The organism is Nocardioides caldifontis, from assembly GCF_008087345.1.
In the GTDB taxonomy this organism is placed as follows: Bacteria; Actinomycetota; Actinomycetes; order Propionibacteriales; family Nocardioidaceae; genus Marmoricola_A; species Marmoricola_A caldifontis.
The window spans coordinates 278,043-299,105 of record NZ_ML701735.1 but is presented as its reverse complement, the minus strand read 5'-3'; the positions used below and the strand labels follow the sequence as shown (position 1 = coordinate 299,105).

The window sequence follows — 21,063 nt, the reverse complement described above, 5'->3', positions numbered from 1 at the left end:
CCCTGACCACCGTGCCCTCCGCCTTCCCCCGACGTCCCGCACGGCTCGTCGTGCTCGTCTCGGGGACCGGCACCAACCTCCAGGCCCTCCTCGACGCCAGCCGCAACCCGGCGTACGGGGCACAGGTGGTGGCCGTCGGCGCCGACCGCGACGGGATCGAGGCGCTGGCGCGCGCCGAGCGGGCCGGTGTGCCGACGTTCGTGCACCGGGTGAAGGACCACCCCGACCGGGACTCGTGGGACGAGGCGCTGGCCGCGAGCGTCGCCGCGGCCGAGCCCGACCTCGTCGTGCTGGCGGGGTTCATGAAGCTCGTGGGCGAGCGGTTCCTCGACGCCTTCGGCGGCCGGTGCGTCAACACCCACCCCGCCCTCTCGCCGGCGTTCCCGGGGATGCGCGGGCCGGCGGACGCGCTCGCCTACGGCGTCAAGGTCACCGGGGCGACGCTGTTCGTCGTCGACGCCGGCGTGGACACCGGCCCGATCGTCGCCCAGACGGTCGTGCCGGTCGAGGACGACGACACCATCGAGACGCTCCACGAGCGGATCAAGGGCGCCGAGCGGCAGATGCTCGTCGAGAGCGTGGGCCGGATGGCCCGAGAAGGATTCACGATCACCGACAGGAAGGTCCGGTTCGGCAAGTGACCGACACGGCAGCACAGTCCACCGCCGACGCGGGCAGGCGCCCCCTGAGACGGGCCCTCGTCTCCGTCTACGACAAGACCGGGCTGGAGGAGCTGGCCCAGGGGCTGCACGCCGCCGGCGTCGCCCTGGTCTCGACCGGCTCCACCGCGGCGCGCATCGCCGACGCCGGCGTCCCGGTCACCAAGGTGGAGGAGCTGACCGGCTTCCCCGAGTGCCTCGACGGCCGGGTCAAGACCTTGCACCCGCGGGTGCACGCCGGGATCCTCGCCGACCTCCGGCTCGAGGACCACCAGCGCCAGCTCGAGGAGCTCGGCGTCGAGCCGTTCGACCTCGTGGTCGTCAACCTCTACCCGTTCACCGACACCGTCGCCTCCGGCGCGAGCCAGGACGAGTGCGTCGAGCAGATCGACATCGGCGGCCCCTCGATGGTGCGGGCGGCCGCGAAGAACCACCCGTCGGTGGCCGTGGTCACCTCCCCCGTGCGGTACGGAGACGTGCTCACCGCCGTCGCCGAGGGCGGGTTCACCCTGCAGCAGCGGCGCCGGCTCGCCGCCGAGGCGTTCGCCCACACCGCGTCGTACGACGTGGCGGTGGCCTCCTGGATGGGCAACGTGCTCGTGGACACCAGCGAGGGCACCGGGTTTCCCGCCTGGGTGGGCGCGACCTGGGAGAAGAAGGCGACGCTGCGCTACGGCGAGAACCCGCACCAGCCGGCCGCGCTCTACACCTCCTGGCCCGGTGGCGGGCTCGCCTCGGCGGAGCAGCTGCACGGCAAGGAGATGAGCTACAACAACTACGTCGACGCCGACGCCGCCCGCCGCGCCGCCTACGACTTCGACCGGCCCGCGGTCGCGATCATCAAGCACGCCAACCCCTGCGGCATCGCCGTCGGCGCCGACGTCGCCGAGGCGCACCGCAAGGCGCACGCCTGCGACCCGGTGTCCGCGTTCGGCGGCGTCATCGCCACCAACGTCCCGGTGTCGGTCGCGATGGCCGAGCAGGTGGCCGAGGTCTTCACCGAGGTCGTCGTCGCCCCCGGCTACGACGACGGCGCGGTGGAGGTGCTGACCCGCAAGAAGAACATCCGCGTGCTCGTCGTGCCCCCGGACGCGCAGCGTGCCGGCGCCGAGATCCGCCCGGTCAGCGGCGGGCTGCTCATGCAGGCCCGCGACCTGGTGGACGCGAAGGTCGACGGCGGCGGGGACGACCCGGCGAGCTGGACCCTCGCCGCGGGCGAGCCCGCCGACGAGGCCACCCTGGCCGACCTCGCGTTCGCCTGGCGGGCCTGCCGGTCGGTGAAGTCCAACGCGATCCTGCTCGCCTCCGACGGCGCCTCGGTCGGCGTCGGGATGGGCCAGGTCAACCGGGTCGACTCGTGCCGGCTCGCGGTCGCCCGGGCGGGGGAGCGGGCCGCCGGCTCGGTCGCCGCCAGCGACGCGTTCTTCCCCTTCGCCGACGGGTTGCAGCTGCTCGTCGAGGGCGGGGTGCGCGCGGTCGTCCAGCCGGGTGGCTCGGTCCGTGACGAGGAGGTCGTGGAGGCGGCGCGCGCAGCCGGCATCACGATGTACCTCACCGGCACCCGCCACTTCTTCCACTGACACATGGGGCGAGCGTGTCGGCTTCGCCGCCACGCTGCCGCCCTGCTGAATTGGGGCGAGCGTGTCGGCTTCGCCGCCACGCTGCCGCCCTCCTGAGAGGATGACCGCGTGACCGCACAGATCCTGGACGGCAAGGCCACCGCGGCCGCGATCAAGCGCGAGCTGACCGAGCGGGTCGCCAAGCTCAAGGAGCAGGGCGTCGTGCCCGGTCTCGGCACGGTGCTCGTCGGCGACGACCCCGGTAGCCGGTGGTACGTCAACGGCAAGCACAAGGACTGCGCCGAGGTCGGCATCGAGTCGATCCGGGTGGACCTGCCCGGCGACGTGCCGCAGAGCGAGGTCGAGGCGGCGATCGACCGGCTCAACGCCGACCCGGCCTGCACCGGCTACATCGTGCAGCTGCCGCTGCCCAAGCACATGGACGAGAACGCCGTCCTCGGGCGCATCGACCCGCTCAAGGACGCCGACGGGCTCCACCCGACGAACCTCGGCTGGCTGGTCCTCGGACGCAAGGCGCCGCTGCCCTGCACGCCGGCCGGGATCGTGGAGCTGCTGCGGCGCCACGGCGTGGCGATCGCCGGCGCGGAGGTCTGCGTCGTCGGCCGCGGCGTCACCGTCGGCCGCCCGCTGGGGCTGCTGCTCACCCGGCGCTCCGAGAACGCGACGGTCACGCTCTGCCACACCGGCACCCGGGACCTCGCCCACCACGTGCGGCAGGCCGACGTCGTCGTCGCCGCGGCGGGGGTGCCCGGCATCATCACCGGCGCGATGCTCAAGCCCGGCGCCGCGGTGCTCGACGTGGGGGTCTCCCGCGACGCCGAGGGCAAGATCGCCGGCGACGTCGCCCAGGACGCCTACGACGTGGCCGGCTGGATCTCGCCGAACCCCGGCGGGGTGGGCCCGATGACGCGCGCGATGCTGCTGGCCAACATCGTGGAGGCCGCCGAGAACGCGCTGCGGTGAACGCGCCGGAGCCCACCGTCGAGCCGGAGCCACCGGACGAGGTCCACCGCCCCCACCCGGACCCCACGCACGACATCACGCCCCGCAAGCCGCGGACCGTCGGCGGCGCGGTCTACCTCGCCATGCTCGCCACGACGACCGCCGCCGTGGCGCTCATCGCCCTCGACCGGTGGCGCACCGGGCTGGCGCTGCTGGGCGGCGCGCTGCTGGTCGGCGCCGTCGCCCGGCTGGTGCTCCCGCAGCACCAGGGCGGGATGCTGGCGATCCGCCGCAAGCTCGTCGACGTCACCACCCTCCTCGCGCTCGGCGGCGGGCTGACGGTGCTGGCGTTCCTGATCCCCGGGAGGCCGCCCGCGTGACCCCCGCCCCCTCCGGCCGCCGGGCCAAGGACGTCTACGTCCATGTCGGGCTGCCCAAGACCGGCACCACGTCGCTGCAGTTCGCGCTCGAGCGTGGCGCCGACGCGATGCTCGAGCACGGCGTGCTCTTCGCCGGCGCCCGGCACCACGAGCAGCGCCGGGCCGCCTACGACCTGCTCGGCCGCCGCATCCCCGGTGACGACGAGAAGGTGGCGGGCGCCTTCAAGGTCCTGGTGCGCGAGATCCGCCGCCACCCCGCACGCACGGTGGTGGTCTCCGAGGAGCTCCTCGGGCTGGCCCGGCCGGTGCACGTGCGCCGGCTGGCGCGGGCGCTGCGCGGCCACCGGCTGCACGTGGTGGTGACCGTCCGCGACCTGGGCCGCACCCTGCTCGCGGCCTGGCAGCAGGAGATCGTGACCGGGCAGACCTGGCCGTGGGACGACTACGTCGCCGCGGTCCGCGACCCGAGCGTCGGCGTGCGGGCCGGCACCGCCTTCTGGCTCCGCCACGACCTGCTGCGCGTCCTCGACGTGTGGGGCCGGAGGGTGCCCCGCGACCGGATCCACCTGGTGACGGTCCCGCCGTCGGGTGCGCCGACGGCCGAGCTGCTCGACCGGTTCTCCCGGGTGGTCGGGCTTCCCGACGGCACCCTGCCCACCGACCTCCCGCCGCGGAACCGTTCGCTCGGCGTCACCGGCCTCGAGGTGGTGCGCCGGCTCAACTCCGACCTGGCCGGCGCGCTGAGCCACCGTCAGTACCTCCAGGTCGTCGAGCGGGGGATCCGCCCCGGGCTCGACGAGCTCGACGACCGGCCGCTGCGGCTCCCCGCCGAGGAGCTCCCGTGGGTGCGGGAGCGGGCCGAGCGGCTCGTCGCCGAGCTGGAGGTGCGGGGCTACCCGGTCGAGGGCGACCTGGCGGAGCTGGTGCCGGTCACCGCGGCCGCGCCGGACACCCGGCGCATCGGCGACGTCACCGACGCCGAGCTGCTCGCCGCCTCGCAGGCCGCGCTGGCGCGGCTGTCGCGCGCGCACGGCAACCTCTTCCGCCGCTACCGGCGGGCGTTCGTCGAGCAGCGCGGGGAGGACCCGGGGCTGCTCGAGCTGGTCGGCAGCTCGGCCCGGGCCGCCGGCTTCCGCGCGCGCGTCGCGGCGCTGGACGCGGCGGACCGCAACCGGCTGCTGGCGTGGGCGGCGCGGGAGTACCTGCGCCGCACCTCCGCCGGCTGAGCGGGCGCGGGGCCCGGGTTCAGATGAGCCCCAGCTCCGTGACCGCGTCGCGCTCCTCGATGAGCTCCTGCGCGGTCGCGTCCATCCGCTGGCGCGAGAACTCGTTGACCGCGAGCCCCTTGACGATCGTCCAGTCGCCGCCGGAGGTGGTGACCGGGAAGGAGTAGACGAGCCCCTCGGGGACGCCGTACGAACCGTCGGAGACGACCGCCATCGACACCCAGTCGTTCTCGGGGGTGCCCCGCAGCCAGTCGCGGGCGGCGTCGATCGTCGCGGAGGCCGCGGAGGCGGCCGACGAGGAGCCCCGCGCCTCGATGATCGCGGCGCCGCGCTTGGCGACGGTCGGGATGAAGTCGTTCTCGATCCACGCCTGGTCGTCGACGACCTCGGCGGCGTTCCGGCCGTCGATCTCGGCGTTGAAGATGTCGGGGTACTGCGTCGCGGAGTGGTTGCCCCAGATCGTCATCCGGCGGATGTCGGTGACCGAGGCGCCGGTCTTCGCGGCCAGCTGCGACAGCGCGCGGTTGTGGTCGAGCCGGGTCAGGGCGGAGAACCGCTCCTTGGGGATGTCGGGGGCGTTGCTCAGCGCGATGAGCGCGTTGGTGTTGGCCGGGTTGCCGGTCACGGCGATGCGGACGTCGTCGGCGGCGACCTCGTTGAGCGCCTTGCCCTGCGCGGTGAAGATCGCACCGTTGGCCTCGAGCAGGTCGCCGCGCTCCATCCCCTTGGTGCGCGGTCGCGCCCCGACGAGGAGCGCCAGGTTGACGCCGTCGAAGACCTTCGTCGCGTCGGCGCCGATCTCGATCGTCGACAGCAGCGGGAAGGCGCAGTCGTCGAGCTCCATGACGACGCCCTCGAGCGTCGTCAGCGCCGGCTCGATCTCGAGCAGCCTCAGCTCCACCGGGGTGTCCGGGCCGAGGATGTCGCCGTTGGCGATGCGGAAGAGCAGGCTGTAGCCGATCTGGCCGGCGGCGCCGGTCACGGCCACCTTGACGGGCTGGGTCACGGTGGGGGCTCCTTGCAGGAAGTGTGAGGACGTGCGTGTCGGGTGCCGACGCTAGCAGCGGCCGAGCGCCGCCCCGCATGGCCGTCAGGGGAACGGGGGAGGATGGCCACGTCCCGGTGAGGTATCTTGACGTCAAGAAACTTCCCGCAGTCCACGACACCCTGAGTCGAACCCTCGAGAGTCAACGGAGCCGCAGTGACGGACGCGAACCGATCGAAGATCATCTACACCAAGACCGACGAGGCGCCGATGCTGGCGACGTACTCGTTCCTCCCGGTCGTCCAGGCGTACGCCGGGAAGGCCGGCGTCGAGGTCGAGACGCGGGACATCTCCCTCGCCGGCCGGATCCTCGCCGTCTTCGCCGACCGGCTCCCCGAGGACCAGCGCACCGCCGACGCGCTCGCCGAGCTCGGCGACCTCGCGAAGCGCCCCGAGGCGAACATCATCAAGCTGCCGAACATCAGCGCCTCCGTGCCGCAGCTCAAGGCCGCGATCGCCGAGCTCCAGCAGCAGGGGTTCGACCTGCCGGAGTACCCCGGCGACCCGCAGACCGAGGACGAGAAGGAGGTCCGCGCCCGCTACGACAAGGTCAAGGGCAGCGCGGTCAACCCGGTCCTCCGCGAGGGCAACTCCGACCGTCGCGCGCCGGCGAGCGTGAAGAACTACGCGCGCAACCACCCGCACTCGATGGGTGAGTGGAGCAGCGACTCCAAGACCAACGTCGCGCACATGACCGCCGACGACTTCCGCTCCAACGAGAAGTCCGCGGTGCTCGCCAAGGACGACGTGCTGCGCATCGAGCACACCGACGAGCAAGGCGTCACCACCGTCCTCCGCGAGGGGCTGAAGGTGCTCGAGGGCGAGGTCGTCGACGCCACCGTCATGCGGGTCGCCGAGCTCCGGGCGTTCCTCGCCGAGCAGGTCGAGCGGGCCAAGGCCGAGGACGTGCTGTTCTCCGTGCACCTCAAGGCCACGATGATGAAGGTCTCCGACCCGATCATCTTCGGCCACGTCGTCGAGACCTTCCTCCCGAAGGTGTTCGAGGAGCACGGCGACACCCTGGCCAAGGCCGGGCTCTCGGCGAACAACGGGCTGGGCGCGATCCTCAACGGGCTCGACAAGCTCCCCGACGGCGAGCGGTCGGCGATCGAGGCCGCGGTCAAGCAGGGGCTCGAGGAGGGCCCGCGGCTCGCGATGGTCGACTCCGACCGCGGCATCACCAACCTCCACGTCCCGAGCGACGTCATCGTCGACGCCTCGATGCCGGCGATGATCCGCACCTCCGGCCACATGTGGGGCCCCGACGGCGAGGAGCACGACACGCTCGCGGTCATCCCGGACAGCAGCTACGCCGGGATCTACCAGGCGGTCATCGACGACTGCCGCGCCCACGGCGCCTTCGACCCGACGACGATGGGCTCGGTCCCCAACGTCGGGCTGATGGCCCAGGCGGCCGAGGAGTACGGCTCCCACGACAAGACCTTCGAGCTCGGTGCCGCCGGCACCGTCCGGGTCGTCGACGGCAGCGGCGAGGTGCTCTTCGAGCACACCGTCGAGCAGGGCGACATCTGGCGGATGTGCCAGACCAAGGACGTCCCGGTCCGCGACTGGGTCAAGCTCGCGGTGACGCGCGCCCGGGCGACCGGCGCCCCGGCGGTGTTCTGGCTCGACGAGAGCCGTCCCCACGACGCCAACCTCATCGCGAAGGTGCGGGAATACCTCCCCGAGCACGACACCGACGGGCTGCAGATCGAGATCATGCCGCCGGTCGAGGCGATCAAGTTCAGCCTCGAGCGGATCCGTCGTGGCGAGGACACGATCTCGGTGACCGGCAACGTGCTGCGTGACTACCTCACCGACCTCTTCCCGATCCTCGAGCTCGGCACCAGCGCGAAGATGCTCTCGGTCGTGCCGCTGATCAACGGGGGCGGGCTGTTCGAGACCGGCGCCGGAGGGTCCGCGCCGAAGCACGTCCAGCAGCTGGTGAAGGAGAACTACCTGCGCTGGGACAGCCTCGGCGAGTTCCTGGCCCTGGCGGTCAGCTTCGAGCACTACGCCGGGTTCACCGGCAACGCGAAGGCCAAGGTGCTGGCCGAGACCCTCGACCGGGCGACCGAGACGCTGCTCAACGAGGGCAAGTCTCCGTCGCGCCGCGTCGGCGGCATCGACAACCGCGGCAGCCACTTCTACCTCGCGCTCTACTGGGCGCAGGAGCTGGCGAAGCAGACCGAGGACGCCGAGCTCGCCTCGGCCTTCGAGGGGCTGGCGGCGACGCTGACCGAGAACGAGAAGAAGATCCACGAGGAGCTGCTCGCGGTCCAGGGCAACCCCGCCGACGTCGGCGGCTACTACCGGCCCGACGACGAGAAGGCGTCGGCGGTCATGCGTCCGTCGACCACCTTCAACCAGGCGCTGGCCTCGTTCTGACCTCGCCCACGGTGGTCGTCACCGGTCGGTGACGACCACCGTGGAGGGCTGGGTCCGCAGCCCGAGCTCGGGCGCCTCCACCCGCACCCGGAACGCCTCGCCGGGCTCGTCCACGCCGTCGTCGCGCAGCGGCACCCGGAGCTCGACCGTGCGCTGGCCGGCGTCGACGACCCGCACGACGGTCAGGTCGGTCTCGTGGAGGGGCGGGTCGGTGCCCCGCGGCACGAACGCCCAGCGGCGCAGCCAGTGGGCAGGCAGGTCGCTGGCGTGCACGGGTTCCCGGTTCGCCGGTCGCACCGCGACCAGCTGGACGGTGAGGTCGAAGTCGGTCGGCTCGGACAACGTCAGCCGCCAGACCGCCTCCTGGCCCTCGACGACAGTGCTCTCGACGGCGTCGAGCGACAGCGTCGGCATCGGGTCGTCGTCGGTGATCACCAGCCGGCCGAAGTAGTCCCGCACCGAGATCCCGGACAGCCCGTAGCCGGTGAGGTCGTGGCGGACCGCGTCGAGGCTGCGCCGCCGGTTGCCGGTGTAGCTCCACGGGATCGTGCCGCGGCGGGTGCCGGCGGGGACCGTCACGTCGATCTCGCGGCTCGCCCCCGTCCAGGGGTCGTAGCCGTAGACCCGGAACACCGCCGGGCTGGTCAGGGACCCCGTGACCCGGTAGGGGATCCGGGCGACCTGGGGACCGTCGTCGCCCTCGGGGGTGCGCAGCTCGCCGAGGTCGACGAAGGGCATCCGCCGGACGGGCACGGCGGGGAGCCGCCGCGGCGCCGCGGCGACGTCGAGCACCCACACGTGGCCCCGGTCGCCGGTGGCGACGAGCTCGATGCGCGAGATGCGCGACCGGTCGATCCCGGACAGCGCCGCCGGCTCGACGCGGAGCTCCTGCGCCCACAGCGCACCGACGTGCCAGGCGGGGCCGTGCGGGAGCGCGGTCAACGAGGTGGCCGGCAGCAGCACCCGGCCGCCGTCGGCGTCGGTGACGCGGAGCCGGACCGAGGTGGAGCCGACCTGGTTGTCGACCACCGTGCGGAGCACCAGCTGCTCGCGGTCGCCGAGCGACAACGGGTTCCAGAACGACAGCCCGCCACGCCCCCCGGGGCGGTCCCAGCGCATCTCGAAGGCACGCTGCTCCGGGACCGGCGGGAAGCTCAGCGGCCAGTGCGGGGTCGCGGGGAGCCCGCCCGCCGACTGGCCGCACTCACCGGCCGTCGGCTCCCAGCTGGTCAGCCCCCGGCACAGCCGCGTCGTCACCCCGGTCGAGCCGGTCATCGCGGCGTCTACCCCGGGGCGCCGCACCTCGCGGCCGCCGCCGACCATGTGGCTGAGCACCACCGCGTCCCGGGTCGAGCGGAGCCGGACGGCGCTGCCGTCGAAGAGCGGGGAGAACCGCCGCTCGCCGCGGGAGAAGAGCCGTACGGCACCCGAGACGTACGCCGCGCCCACGCGGCGCTGCTCCTTGGCGGTCAACCGGTCCGCGGACGCCGTCCCGCACGGTCCGCGGCCCGAGCCCCAGTCGTCTCGGGCGTCGGCGGTGGCCTTGCCCGGCGTCCACTCGGTGTTGAAGTAGTTGTGGTTGGCGCCGACGACCAGCAGCGAGCTCTTCATCGACGGGTCGCCGGCCGCGACGTCCCGCGCGACGTCGGTGTACCCCTGCCCCTGGAGGTCGACGACGTCGCCGTCGCAGCTCGGCAGCACGGTCACCGTCGGGACGTAGGGGGAGGTCTGGCGCGAGAACGCGGTCGGCGCGAGGAGCACCTGACCGGCGACCCGGAACCGGGCGCTGAGCGGGATCTCCAGCGAGGCGCGGGCGACCCCCTCGCCGCCGCGGCTGTGGCCGACCAGGACCACCGAGCGCAGCCGGGCGTCGGGCAGCTTCTTCGATGTGCTCCACATCCGCAGGTGGCGGCGGACCAGTGACGCCCGCGCCGCCGCGCCGCCGTCGGCGAGCAGGTGGTCCTGGGCGTTGATCCCGTTGGCGGAGATCGAGACGGTCACGAATCCCTGGCTCGCGAGCCGCTTCTGGAGGTAGTCGTAGCCGAGGTGGCTCGGCACCGCACGCTCGCGCGAGGAGCACGGCCATCGGCCCGAGAGCCGTCCGTCGGAGGGCCGGTAGCAGGTCTCGTGGCGGCCGTGCAGGAAGAGCACCAGCGGGCCGGTGCCGCGCGCGGGGCGCACGACGTGGCCGCGCACCTCGACCTTCCGCGGCATCCCGGGCAGCTTGACCGACGCCCGGCGGTAGTCGGAGGTGACCACGCGCCGACCGCCGGCCTTGCCCGGGTCGGCGGAGAGTCGCGTCCGCTTCGGCGGGTTCCACGTCGACGGGCGGGAGCGCTCGAGCCCCTCGTCCGGCTCGGGCTCGTCGAGGGCCCGGCCGGACAGGAGGACGTCGAGCTGCTCGGGGTCGGGGCGGGTGGGCGAGGTGACCAGGGCCGTGACCGTGCGGCCGTCGTCGAGGACGGTGGGCGGGCCCACCGTCAGCCCGTCCGGCGCTCCGTCGGCCGCGACCACGGTGGGGCGGTCGGAGGTCAGCGGCAGCAAGGTGGGGGAGCGCCAGGCGACCGCCCACCTGTCGTCGGCGCTCGGCTCCACGCTCCACTGGCCTGGACCGGTCGAGGGGTCCTCGGGGTCGGTCGGTGCGGCGCCGGCCGGGCCGGTGACGCCGGTGAGCGGCGCGAGCAGCCCGACGACGAGAGCGGCGACGGCAGGGGCCACCACCCCTGCGCGGGCACGACGGATCCTGGTTCGGCGTCCCGGCATCACGGTTCCTTCCCCCGGGTCCGGGCAGCCCCCACGACCGCCCGCCTCGAACCTTAGGGGTCAGCACCCCCGGATCAGCGGACCTCCTCCGCGAGCACGTCGAGGAGGACCGCGTCGGCGAGGGTCCCGTCACCGAGCCGGAGCGCCCGGCGCCGCCTGCCCTGCTCGGTCATCCCCACGTTCGCGGCCACCCGGAGCGACGCGTCGTTGCCCACCGCCACCTGCGCCTGCACGCGCGGCAGCCCGAGCCCGCCATCCTCCTCCGGGACCACCGCGTGGCGGACCGCGAGCCGGCAGGCGGCGGTGGCGACGCCGCGGCCGCGCCGGGCCGGGTGGACCCAGTAGCCGAGCTCGGCGCCGGCCCCGCGACGGACGTCGAAGAGGTCGACGTGGGCCACGAGCTCGTCGGTGGCTGCGTCCGCGACCGCCCAGCTCACGCCTCGCCCGGTGGCAGGCTGCTCCTCGCGGCCGGCGATGTACTCCACCGCGTCGGCCCCGGTGAAGGGCTGCGGGATCGCGCCGATCCAGCCGGCGGTGGCCGGATCGCGGCACGCCTCGACCATCCGGTCGGCGTCCCGCTCCTCGAGGCGGCGCAGGACGATCCCGTCGCCGACCAGCCGCGGCACGTCGTACCAGGGAGTGGTGGGGTGGCGCGGGTCGTCGTCGAGCAGCGTGCCGACCCACGCGTCGACCAGGTCGCCGCGGTGCACCAGCCAGCGGCGCGGCGCGCCCTCGACGCGGAAGCCGAGCCGCCAGGCGAGCTTGCGGGACGCCCAGTTGCCCTGGTTGGCCAGCCAGGCGACGCTGTGCAGCCCGCGCTCCTCGAACCCCCAGGCCAGGAGCAGTCGCAGCGCTGTCTCCATGTGGCCCCGGCCGCGCACCCAGGGGTGGGAGCCGTAGGCGATCTCGGCGCGGCCGTGGCCCCGGTTGCGCAGGGAGATCGTGCCGGCGAAGCGGCCGACCCCGCCGTCCTCGGCCTCGACGGCGAACGACCACTCGCTGTCGTCGTCCCAGCCGGCCGGCATCACGACCGAGACGAACTCCTGCGCGTCGCGGTAGGTGTAGTCGAGGGGCACCGTCGTCCACTGCCGGCTCAGCGGGTCGAGGCACTGCTCCAGGGCCGGTCCGGCGTCGGACGGCGTGTGCGCGCGCAGGGTGACGGCGCCCTCGGTGAGCCGGGGGACGGTTTGCGGGAAGGGCATGCCGCCTATCCTGAGGGTCATGGACGACGGTCATAGACCCAGGACCCCGGGCGGGCCCGCACGGTGAGCGAGTCGCTTCCCTCCATCGGGCTGGTCATCCTCTTCGTCCTCGTCGGCTCGATCTTCGTGGCCGCCGAGACCGCGCTGGTGTCGATGCGCGACAGCCAGGCGCGTGCATTGGCCGACAAGGGGCGCCGCGGGCGCGTGGTCGCCGGGCTCAACGAGGACCCCAACCGGTTCCTCGCCTCCGTGCAGGTCGGTGTGACCCTCTCCGGGTTCCTCTCCGCGGCCTTCGGCGGGGCGACGCTCGCCAACGACTTCGCGCCGTACCTCGAGGACTGGGGGGTGCCGGCGGGCGCCAGCGGCACGGTGGCGCTGGTCCTGGTGACGCTGGTGATCTCCTACCTCTCGCTGGTCTTCGGCGAGCTGGTCCCCAAGCGGCTGGCGCTGCAGCGCACGGAGACGTTCGCGCTGGCGCTCGGCCCGCTCATCGACTGGATCTCGCGGATCTCGCGGCCGGTGATCTGGCTGCTCTCGGTCTCGACCAACCTCGTCGTCCGGCTGCTCGGCGGCGACCCCGAGGCCCAGCGCGAGCAGATGTCCGACGAGGAGCTCCGCGAGCTGGTCGGCACCCACGAGGCGCTCGGCGAGGAGGAGCGCCGGATCCTCGGCGACGTCTTCGAGGCCGGTGACCGGCAGATCCGCGAGGTGATGCTGCCCCGCACCGACGTGGACTTCCTCGACGGCGAGATGCCGGTCTACAAGGCCGCCCGCGAGGCGCTGTCGAAGCCGCACTCCCGCTACCCGGTGATCCAGGGCTCCGCCGACGACGTGCTCGGCTTCGTCCACGTGCGCGACCTCCTCGATCCGGAGGTCGCAGGCCGGTCGGTGCGCGTCGGCGACATGGCGCGCGACATCCTCACGCTGCCCTGGACCCGGCCGATCCTCTCCGCGCTGACCGACATGCGGAGGCAGGGGATCCACATCGCGATGGTCGCCGACGAGTACGGCGGCACCGCGGGGATCGTGACCCTCGAGGACCTCGTCGAGGAGCTCATCGGCGACATCAAGGACGAGTACGACCTGCACGAGGGCGTCTCCACCCGCACGCTGAGCGGCGACGTCGAGCTCGACGGGCTGCTCAACCTCGACGACTTCGAGGACGAGACGGGGATCGAGCTCCCCGAGGGCCCCTACGAGACCGTCGCGGGGTTCCTGATGTCGCGGCTGGGCCGGATCCCGGAGCCTGGAGACGCGGTGGACGTCGAGAGCTACCGGATCACCGTGCTGGTGGTCGACGGCCGGCGGGTGAGCCGGGTGCGGGTCTCGCTGCTCCCGAGGACTGCTCAGGACAGCTTCGAGCACGGCTCCGGGCACGGGGCCGAGGATGAGCCCGGACCTGGTGCCACGCCGAACCCGCACGAGCTCCTCGAGGGGGAAACCGGTCGCTGAGCGCGTGGGGGTGGCTGACAGAATGCAGGACATGTCCGACGCCACCCCCACCCCCGCCCCGACGGCGCGGCCGCGGGTCCTCTCCGGGATCCAGCCCACCGCCGACTCGTTCCACTTCGGCAACTACCTCGGGGCGACGCGGCAGTGGGTGGCGCTGCAGGAGGACCACGAGCCGTTCTTCTTCGTCGCCGACCTCCACGCGATCACCGTCGAGCAGGACCCGAAGGTGCTGCGGGAGCGGTGCCGCCGGGCGGTGGCACAGCTGATCGCGATGGGCATCGACCCGTCCCGCTCGGCGATCTTCCTGCAGTCCCAGGTGCCCGCCCACGCCCAGCTCGGCTGGGTGCTGCAGTGCCTGACCGGCTTCGGCGAGGCCCGGCGGATGACGCAGTTCAAGGACAAGTCCGCCAAGGGTGGCGAGGGCGCGGCCAGCGTCGGGCTGTTCACCTACCCGATCCTCCAGGCCGCCGACATCCTGCTCTACCGGCCCGCCTACGTCCCCGTCGGCGAGGACCAGCGTCAGCACCTCGAGCTGACGCGCGACCTCGCGCAGCGGTTCAACCACCGCTACAAGAAGACCTTCCGGCTCCCCGAGCCCTACATCCTCAAGGAGACCGCGAAGATCGGGGACCTCCAGAACCCCACCGCGAAGATGTCGAAGTCGGCGTCCTCGCCCGCCGGGATCATCGAGATGCTCGACGACCCGAAGGTATCGGCGAAGAAGATCCGCAGCGCGGTCACCGACTCCGGGACCGACATCCGGTTCGACCCCGAGGAGAAGCCCGGGGTCTCGAACCTGCTGACGATCTACGCGGCACTCAGCGGCGAGACCGTCGAGGCGCTCGTCGACAAGTACGCCGGCCGGGGCTATGGCGACCTCAAGAACGAGCTCGCGGAGGTGGTGGTCGACTTCGTCACGCCGTTCCGCGACCGGACCCTCGAGATGCTCGAGGACCGCACCGAGCTCGACGAGGTGATGGCCGCCGGCGCGCTGCGCGCGAACGAGGTGGCGGAGAAGACCCTCGGCGACGTCTACGAGCGCGTCGGCTTCGTGCCGAGACGTTCCTGAGCCCGGACTAGGCTGGTCGACCGTGACGACGATCGGCGTGTCGGTCGCAGTGCCGGAGCCGTGGGGGAGCGACCTCCAGGAGTACCGCGTCAAGCTGGGGGACCCCACTGCCGCCGGCATCCCGACCCACGTCACCCTGCTCCCACCCGTCGACGTCGACGAAGCGCTGGTGCCCGGGATCCACGAGCACCTGGCTGCGATCGCGTCCGCCACCGCGCCCTTCGCGATGCGGCTGCGCGGGACCGGGACGTTCCGGCCGGTGTCCCCGGTGGTGTTCGTCAACGTGGTCGAGGGGATCTCGAGCTGCGAGGTGCTGGCGGCAGCGGTGCGACGGGGGCCGCTGGCCATCGACGCGCAGTTCCCCTACCACCCGCACGTGACGGTGGCGCACCACCTCGAGGAGCCGCTGCTCGACCGGGCCTACGAGGAGCTCGGCTCGTTCGACTGCCGGTTCACCGTCGACCGCTTCTCGCTCTACGTCCACGAGGCCGAGCTCGGGTGGACGCCGGTGAAGGACTTCGCGCTCACGGGGAACCCGGGCGGGGCCCGGTGACGGCCCGCCGCTCGATCGACGAGCTGCTGGCCGAGGCCCGTGCCGGGCTGGTGCGGCTCGCACCGCACGAGGCGTTCGGGGCCCAGCAGGACGGGGCACTGCCCGGGGCCGTGGTCGTGGAGCGGACGGTGCTCGAGTGGCGGCTCGACCCGGCCTGCGAGGCGCGGCTTCCCCTCGCGTCGTACGACCGGAAGGTGGTGGTCTGCAACGAGGGCTACTCCTCGAGCCTCGCCGCTGCCACGCTGCGCGAGCTCGGTGTCGACGCCACCGACCTCGACGGCGGCTTCCGGGCATGGTCGGCCGCCGGGCTGCCGACGAAGGGGCAGGCGCCGTGACCCTCACCCGACGGCACGCCGTGCTCTTCCTCGCGATCGCGGTGTGGAACGTCGTCAGCTACGCCAACTTCGCCCGGAACCTCTGGGAGTCGTGGACCGGGGACGAGGAGCGCGCAGCCGGCTACTACGTCGCCCACGTCGTGTTGGTCGTCGTCAACCTGACGATCGCGGTCGTCCTCGGCCGGCTCGGCCTGAAGGCCTGGCGCGAGGCGTCCGCCGGCGCCGCGGAGGACGTCTCCGCCCGGCGCTGACCGTTCGGGCGACAGGGTGGTCGAGCGACCCCAGCCCGAGCGCGGGTGACCTTGGTCATGAAACTGGCGGTTGCGACATTCGCCGCGACTCCCTAGCGTGCGGGTTAGGTAAGCCTCACCTAAGGAGCCACGTGGCCGATCCGACCGAGCACCTGCTGACCGCCGCCACCGCACCGAGCTACGGCCGCGCGATCCGCGACGGCGTCGAGCACGTCGCCCGCCACCTCGTCGAGGCGGGCGCTCCGACCACCGGTCCCGACGTCGAGCGCCTGGCGAAACGGGTCGCCGACGTCGACCTCGACGCCCCGGTCGACGACGTGCGGAGCGCGCTGGACGAGCTGTCCTCGCTCTACCTCGACGACGCCGTGTGGTTCCACCACCCCCGCTACGTCGCCCACCTCAACTGCCCGGTGGTGATCCCGGCACTGCTGGCCGAGGTCGTCGTCTCGGCGGTGAACTCCTCCCTCGACACCTGGGACCAGAGCGCCGGCGGGACGCTGGTGGAGCGGCGGCTCGTCGACTGGACGGCGGCGCGGCTCGGGCTCGGGGCCGACGCCGACGGCGTCTTCACCACCGGCGGAACCGCCTCGAACCTGCAGGCGCTGCTGCTCGCCCGTGGCGAGACGGTGGCGGCCACCCGGGCGCCGCTGTCCAGGCTGCGCGTCCTCGCCTCCGCCGATGCGCACTTCAGCGTCGAGAAGGCGGCCGACGTCCTCGGGCTCGGGCGGGAGGCCGTCGTCCGCGTCCCGGTCGACCGCCACCACCGGATGGAGCCGGTCGCGCTCGAGCGCGAGCTGTTGCGCTGCCTCGCCGACGGCGCTGTGCCGATGGCGGTGGTCGCGACCGCCGGCACCACCGACTTCGGCGTGATCGACCCGCTCGCGGAGATCGCCGCCACGTGCGCCCGGCACCGCGTCTGGCTCCACGTGGACGCCGCGTTCGGCGGGGGGCTGCTCGCGTCGCGCCGCCGGCGCCACCTGCTGGACGGCATCGAGCGGGCCGACTCGGTCACGGTCGACTTCCACAAGACGTTCTTCCAGCCGGTCTCGTCGAGCGCCGTGCTGGTCCGCGACGGCCGCACCCTGCGCCACGTCACGATGCACGCGGAGTACCTGAACCCGCGCACCGCCGTGGTGCCCAACCAGGTCGACAAGAGCATGCAGACGACGCGGCGGTTCGACGCGCTCAAGCTGTGGCTCACCCTCCGGCTGATGGGAGCCGACGCGGTCGGCGAGCTGTTCGACGCCGCGATCGACGCCGCCCACACGTTGTACGACGCCCTCGCGGACGACCCCGACCTGGAGATGGCGGCCGCGCCCGAGCTGAGCACCCTGGTCCTCCGCTACCGCCCCGCCGAGATGCCGGTCGGCGTGGCCGACGAGCTGAACCCGCGGATCCGGAGAGCGCTCTTCGAACGGGGCGACGCGGTGGTCGCCGGCACCAAGGTCGACGGCCACTCCTGGCTCAAGCTCACGCTCCTCAACGCCGCCACCACCCACGCCCAGCTCCTCGAGGTGGTCGAGCTGGTGCGGGCCACCGGCAAGGAGCTCGGCGCGCAGCTCGAGGAGGCCTGCTGATGGCGCGGGTCCACGACTTCGTCGCGATCGGGCTCGGCCCCTTCAACCTCGGTCTCGCCTGCCTGGCGGACCCGGTGCCGGACCTGGACGGGCTCTTCCTCGAGGCCCGCCCGGACTTCTCCTGGCACCCGGGGATGATGCTCGAGGACGCGAGCCTCCAGGTGCCGTTCCTCGCCGACCTGGTGACGATGGCGGACCCGACCTCGCCGTACTCGTTCCTGGCCTACCTCAAGCAGGTCGGGCGGCTGTACCCCTTCTACATCCGGGAGAGCTTCTACCCCCTCCGTGCCGAGTACGACGCCTACTGCCGGTGGGCCGCCGCGCAGCTGGACACCATCCGCTTCGGGCGCCACGTGCACCGCGTCGAGCACGACGAGGCCGAGGGGGTCTACGTGGTGCACGCGGTCGACCGTGCCACCGGCCGCGGCGAGCGCCACCTCGCCCGGAGGATCGTCCTCGGCACCGGCACGCCGCCGTACCTCCCGGTGTGCTGCCGCGACCTCGACGGCCCGGCGATCCACTCCTCCGACTACCTGCGCCACCGGGACGACCTGCGGGCGCTCGGCTCCGTCACCGTCGTGGGGAGCGGTCAGAGCGCGGCCGAGATCTTCCGCGACCTGCTCGAGGGGGTCGACGAGCACGGCTACCGGCTCAGCTGGATCACCCGGTCGCCCCGGTTCTTCCCGCTGGAGTACACCAAGCTCACGCTCGAGATGACGTCTCCGGAGTACACCGCCTACTTCCAGTCCCTTCGACAAGAAAAGCGTGACGCCCTGCTCAAGGAGCAGCGCGGTCTCTACAAGGGGATCAGCGGCGACCTCGTGGACGACATCTTCGACACCCTCTACCGCAAGCACCTCCACGGCGAGGTGGCCACCGAGCTGCGCACCTGCACGGAGGTGACGGGCGTCCGGTGGGACGGGTCGGGCTACGACATCGACCTCCACCAGTGGGAGCAGGACGTCCGGTTCGGCCACCGCACGGAGGGGCTGGTGCTCGCCACCGGCTACGCCGCCCGCACGCCCGACTTCCTCGACCCGGTCCGCCACCGGGTCCGCACCGACGACCGTGGGCGCGTGGTCGCGGACCGCAGCTACGCGGTCGACATCGACAGCGGGGGGATCTTCGTGCAGAACGCCGAGGAGCACACCCACGGCTTCGTCGCCCCGGACCTCGGGATGGGGGCCTACCGGAACTCGGTGATCATCGCCGCGATGACCGGTCGCGAGGTGTACCCGGTCGAGAAGCGCATCGCCTTCCAGGAGTTCGGCGCACCGGTCCAGGACCGCGCGGTGCCCGACCAGCCCCGCCTCGTGGAGGTGGTGGCATGACGAGCCTGACCGCCCGGCTCACGGTCGAGCCGCTCGACGTCGCGCGCGACGCCCTGGTGCTCCACGCCTGGGTGACCCACCCCAAGGCGGTCTTCTGGGAGATGGCGGACGCCTCCGTGGCGGACGTCGTCTCGGCCTACGAGGAGATCGCGGCGGACCCGCACCACGAGGCGTTCCTGGGCCGTGCCGACGGGACGCCGGCGTTCCTGGTGGAGCGCTACGACCCCGCGCACGGCGTGCTCGCGGCGCACGGCCCGTGGGGCCCCGGCGACGTCGGCATGCACGTGCTCGTCGCACCGGCGGACGACCCGGTCCCGGGGTTCACCCGGGCGGTCTTCCGCACCGTCATGGAGCTCCTCTTCGAGGACCCGGCCGTCGAGCGGGTGGTCGTCGAGCCGGACATCCGCAACGACCGGATCGCGGTCCTCAACGCCGAGGCGGGGTTCGTCGTCCACGGGCCGGTCCAGCTCCCGACCAAGGTCGCCGCGCTGAGCTCCTGCACCCGCGACCAGTACCTCGCCAGCCCTCTCGGAAGGAGCACGGCATGACCCACGCTCTCCTCGCCGCCCACCTCAACCCCGTCGCCATGCGCCACGCCCACCGGCACGTGGTGGCGAAGACCGTCGCCGAGCTCGCCCACGAGGGGCTCTGGGCGCCGACCCCCGACGGCGACCGCTGGTCCCTCCGGGTAGGTGATGTCGACTACGGCTTCCGGGCGGGTCGCCACTCGCTCGACCACTGGCAGGTGGATCCCGCGTCGCTGCGGTGCGTCGTCGACGGTGAGGAGGTCGAGCCCGACGCGCTGCGGCTGGTCGCCGACCTGGCGCCGCTCGTGGGGATGGACGACGCCACCACCCCGGTCTACCTGGAGGAGGTCAGCAGCACGCTGGCGGCGCACGCCTGGAAGGTCGCCCACCAACGGTTCTCGGCCCACGAGCTCGTCGACGCCTCCTTCCAGGAGGTCGAGGCAGCGATGACCGAGGGGCACCCCGGGTTCGTCGCGAACAGCGGCCGCATCGGCTTCGGGGTCGACGACCACTCCGCCTACGCCCCGGAGGCGGGGCCACGCGTCGCGCTCGAGTGGCTCGCGGTGCGGCGCACCAAGGCGCACCTGTCCACCGGCGCCGACATCACCGAAGCGTCCCTCTACGCCGAGCTCCTGGGGGACCGCGTCGGGACGTTCGAGCAGCACCTCCGCGACCTGGGCGAGGACGCCGCCGACTTCCTGTTCATGGCCTGCCACCCCTGGCAGTGGACCAACAAGGTCACCACGACGCTGGCGCCGGACGTGGCCCGCCGCGACGTCGTGCACGTGGGCACGACCGAGCCGGTGTGGCAGCCCCAGCAGTCGCTGCGCACCTTCCTCGACGTCGAGCACCCCGAGCGGCCGTACGTGAAGACCTCGCTGTCGATCCAGAACATGGGGTTCGTGCGCGGCCTGTCGCCGAAGTACATGCGGGGCACCCCGGCCATCAACGACTGGGTGGCCGGCGTCGTGGCGGACGACCCGGTGCTGCAGGAGGCCGGCTTCTCGGTGCTCCGCGAGTTCGCGGCGGTGGGCTACTCGGGCGACGTCTACCACTCGTTGGGGTTCCCGAACGGTCACCAGACCCTGCTCAGCTGCCTGTGGCGCGAGAGCCCGGTGCCCCGCCTGCAGGGAGGCGAGCGGCTGGCCACCATGGCGTCGCTCCTGCACCGCGACACCGAGGGCGGGGCCTTCGTCGCCGAGCTCGTCGCCGCCTCCGGTGTCGGTGGCCGTCGCTGGCTCCGCGCGTACCTCGACGCCTACCTGCTCCCGGTGGTGCACTGCCTCCTCCGCCACGACCTCGCCTTCATGCCGCACGGGGAGAACCTCATCCTCGTGCTCCGCGACCACGTGCCGGTCCGGGTGGTCATCAAGGACATCGGCGAGGAGGTCTGCCTGATGGGCGACACCCCGCTCCCGGCCGAGGCCGAACGGATCCGGCAGGACGTGCCCGAGCACCTCAAGGGGCTCTCGCTCCTCGTCGACGTCCTCGACGGTTTCCTCCGCCACCTCGCGGCCACGATGCACGAGGCAGGAGTCCTCGACGCGGACACGTTCTGGCGCGAGGTAGCCCAGGTGGTCCTCGACCACCGCGCGGCCCACCCCGAGCTCGAGCTGCAGGCCAAGCGCTACGACCTCTTCCGTCCGCGGATCGAGCGGTCGTGCCTCAACCGCCTGCAGCTGCGCAACCCGAAGCAGATGGTCGACCTCGCCGACCAGGCGCAGTCGCTGATCCTCGAGGGCACCCTGGCGAACCCGCTCGCGCCCTTCGGCCCCTAGGGTCG

Annotated in this window: 18 protein-coding genes; 15 read left to right on the top strand and 3 right to left on the bottom strand. The window is 72.9% G+C overall.

All coding sequences use genetic code 11. From position 1 onward, the window contains the following. Positions 1 to 11 precede the first annotated feature (11 nt). The 5 genes from purN (at position 12) to FIP57_RS01425 (ending at position 4,787) form a co-directional block, all read left to right on the top strand. Complete coding sequence (purN, locus tag FIP57_RS01445) at positions 12 to 641, top strand: phosphoribosylglycinamide formyltransferase (RefSeq protein ID WP_148571206.1); 630 nt, start codon at positions 12 to 14, stop codon at positions 639 to 641. Further along, positions 638 to 2,239 (top strand): bifunctional phosphoribosylaminoimidazolecarboxamide formyltransferase/IMP cyclohydrolase, encoded by a 1,602-nt coding sequence (gene purH / locus FIP57_RS01440; RefSeq protein WP_148571203.1) that lies wholly within the window; start codon positions 638 to 640, stop codon positions 2,237 to 2,239. Before purN ends, purH begins: the two co-directional genes overlap by 4 nt. 108 nt (positions 2,240 to 2,347) lie before the next feature. After that, positions 2,348 to 3,202, top strand: coding sequence for a bifunctional methylenetetrahydrofolate dehydrogenase/methenyltetrahydrofolate cyclohydrolase (locus FIP57_RS01435; RefSeq protein ID WP_148571201.1), 855 nt, complete (start codon positions 2,348 to 2,350; stop codon positions 3,200 to 3,202). Then, entirely contained in the window at positions 3,199 to 3,561 is a 363-nt protein-coding gene (locus tag FIP57_RS01430) for a DUF3017 domain-containing protein (RefSeq protein ID WP_148571199.1), read from the top strand. The genes FIP57_RS01435 and FIP57_RS01430 overlap by 4 nt, the downstream gene beginning before the upstream one ends. After that, positions 3,558 to 4,787 (top strand): hypothetical protein, encoded by a 1,230-nt coding sequence (locus tag FIP57_RS01425; protein WP_148571197.1) that lies wholly within the window; start codon positions 3,558 to 3,560, stop codon positions 4,785 to 4,787. The genes FIP57_RS01430 and FIP57_RS01425 overlap by 4 nt, the downstream gene beginning before the upstream one ends. A 19-nt stretch (positions 4,788 to 4,806) precedes the next feature. On the opposite strand, the gene FIP57_RS01420 is transcribed toward FIP57_RS01425, so the two are convergent. Further along, positions 4,807 to 5,793, bottom strand: coding sequence for a malate dehydrogenase (locus FIP57_RS01420; protein ID WP_148571194.1), 987 nt, complete (start codon positions 5,791 to 5,793; stop codon positions 4,807 to 4,809). A gap of 195 nt (positions 5,794 to 5,988) precedes the next feature. Between FIP57_RS01420 and FIP57_RS01415 the strand changes: the two genes are divergently transcribed. Next, a complete protein-coding gene (locus FIP57_RS01415) occupies positions 5,989 to 8,220 on the top strand; it encodes an NADP-dependent isocitrate dehydrogenase (protein WP_148571193.1) in 2,232 nt (743 codons plus the stop codon). An 18-nt stretch (positions 8,221 to 8,238) separates the two neighbouring features. Here FIP57_RS01415 and FIP57_RS23015 read toward each other — a convergent pair whose 3' ends face one another. Further along, positions 8,239 to 10,983, bottom strand: a complete 2,745-nt coding sequence (locus tag FIP57_RS23015; RefSeq protein ID WP_162529644.1) for a hypothetical protein — start codon at positions 10,981 to 10,983, stop codon at positions 8,239 to 8,241. A gap of 74 nt (positions 10,984 to 11,057) precedes the next feature. Next, positions 11,058 to 12,185 carry a GNAT family N-acetyltransferase gene (locus tag FIP57_RS01405; RefSeq protein ID WP_162529643.1) on the bottom strand — a complete coding sequence of 376 codons (1,128 nt, stop codon included), beginning with the start codon at positions 12,183 to 12,185 and terminating at the stop codon, positions 11,058 to 11,060. A gap of 63 nt (positions 12,186 to 12,248) precedes the next feature. Between FIP57_RS01405 and FIP57_RS01400 the strand changes: the two genes are divergently transcribed. From FIP57_RS01400 to FIP57_RS01360, 9 genes are all read left to right on the top strand, one after another. Then, positions 12,249 to 13,637: a hemolysin family protein gene (locus FIP57_RS01400; RefSeq protein ID WP_148571189.1), complete on the top strand. Its 1,389-nt coding sequence runs from the start codon at positions 12,249 to 12,251 to the stop codon at positions 13,635 to 13,637. Positions 13,638 to 13,668: 31 nt separating this feature from the next. Next, on the top strand, positions 13,669 to 14,706 hold the full coding sequence (gene trpS, locus FIP57_RS01395) for a tryptophan--tRNA ligase (protein WP_148571187.1): 1,038 nt from the start codon (positions 13,669 to 13,671) through the stop codon (positions 14,704 to 14,706). 22 nt (positions 14,707 to 14,728) lie between these two features. Further along, complete coding sequence (locus FIP57_RS01390; RefSeq protein ID WP_148571185.1) at positions 14,729 to 15,259, top strand: 2'-5' RNA ligase family protein; 531 nt, start codon at positions 14,729 to 14,731, stop codon at positions 15,257 to 15,259. Next, the gene (locus FIP57_RS01385; protein ID WP_148571183.1) at positions 15,256 to 15,594 is read left to right on the top strand and encodes a rhodanese-like domain-containing protein; all 339 of its coding nucleotides are present in this window, start codon (positions 15,256 to 15,258) and stop codon (positions 15,592 to 15,594) included. The genes FIP57_RS01390 and FIP57_RS01385 overlap by 4 nt, the downstream gene beginning before the upstream one ends. Next, entirely contained in the window at positions 15,591 to 15,845 is a 255-nt protein-coding gene (locus tag FIP57_RS01380) for an SCO4848 family membrane protein (RefSeq protein WP_148571181.1), read from the top strand. The genes FIP57_RS01385 and FIP57_RS01380 overlap by 4 nt, the downstream gene beginning before the upstream one ends. Before the next feature lie 131 nt (positions 15,846 to 15,976). Continuing rightward, positions 15,977 to 17,422: a pyridoxal phosphate-dependent decarboxylase family protein gene (locus FIP57_RS01375; RefSeq protein ID WP_148571179.1), complete on the top strand. Its 1,446-nt coding sequence runs from the start codon at positions 15,977 to 15,979 to the stop codon at positions 17,420 to 17,422. After that, positions 17,422 to 18,753, top strand: coding sequence for a lysine N(6)-hydroxylase/L-ornithine N(5)-oxygenase family protein (locus FIP57_RS01370; protein WP_148571177.1), 1,332 nt, complete (start codon positions 17,422 to 17,424; stop codon positions 18,751 to 18,753). The genes FIP57_RS01375 and FIP57_RS01370 overlap by 1 nt, the downstream gene beginning before the upstream one ends. Beyond that, positions 18,750 to 19,301 (top strand): GNAT family N-acetyltransferase, encoded by a 552-nt coding sequence (locus tag FIP57_RS01365; RefSeq protein WP_148571175.1) that lies wholly within the window; start codon positions 18,750 to 18,752, stop codon positions 19,299 to 19,301. The genes FIP57_RS01370 and FIP57_RS01365 overlap by 4 nt, the downstream gene beginning before the upstream one ends. After that, a complete protein-coding gene (locus FIP57_RS01360) occupies positions 19,298 to 21,058 on the top strand; it encodes an IucA/IucC family protein (protein ID WP_148571173.1) in 1,761 nt (586 codons plus the stop codon). Before FIP57_RS01365 ends, FIP57_RS01360 begins: the two co-directional genes overlap by 4 nt. Positions 21,059 to 21,063 lie beyond the last annotated feature (5 nt).

Coding starts and splice junctions, on each gene's coding strand:
- FIP57_RS23015 (WP_162529644.1), bottom strand. CDS start 10,983: ATGCCGGGACGCCGAACCAGGATCCGTCGTGCCCGCGCAGGGGTGGTG.
- FIP57_RS01405 (WP_162529643.1), bottom strand. CDS start 12,185: ATGCCCTTCCCGCAAACCGTCCCCCGGCTCACCGAGGGCGCCGTCACC.
- trpS (WP_148571187.1), top strand. CDS start 13,669: ATGTCCGACGCCACCCCCACCCCCGCCCCGACGGCGCGGCCGCGGGTC.
- FIP57_RS01370 (WP_148571177.1), top strand. CDS start 17,422: ATGGCGCGGGTCCACGACTTCGTCGCGATCGGGCTCGGCCCCTTCAAC.
- FIP57_RS01365 (WP_148571175.1), top strand. CDS start 18,750: ATGACGAGCCTGACCGCCCGGCTCACGGTCGAGCCGCTCGACGTCGCG.
- FIP57_RS01360 (WP_148571173.1), top strand. CDS start 19,298: ATGACCCACGCTCTCCTCGCCGCCCACCTCAACCCCGTCGCCATGCGC.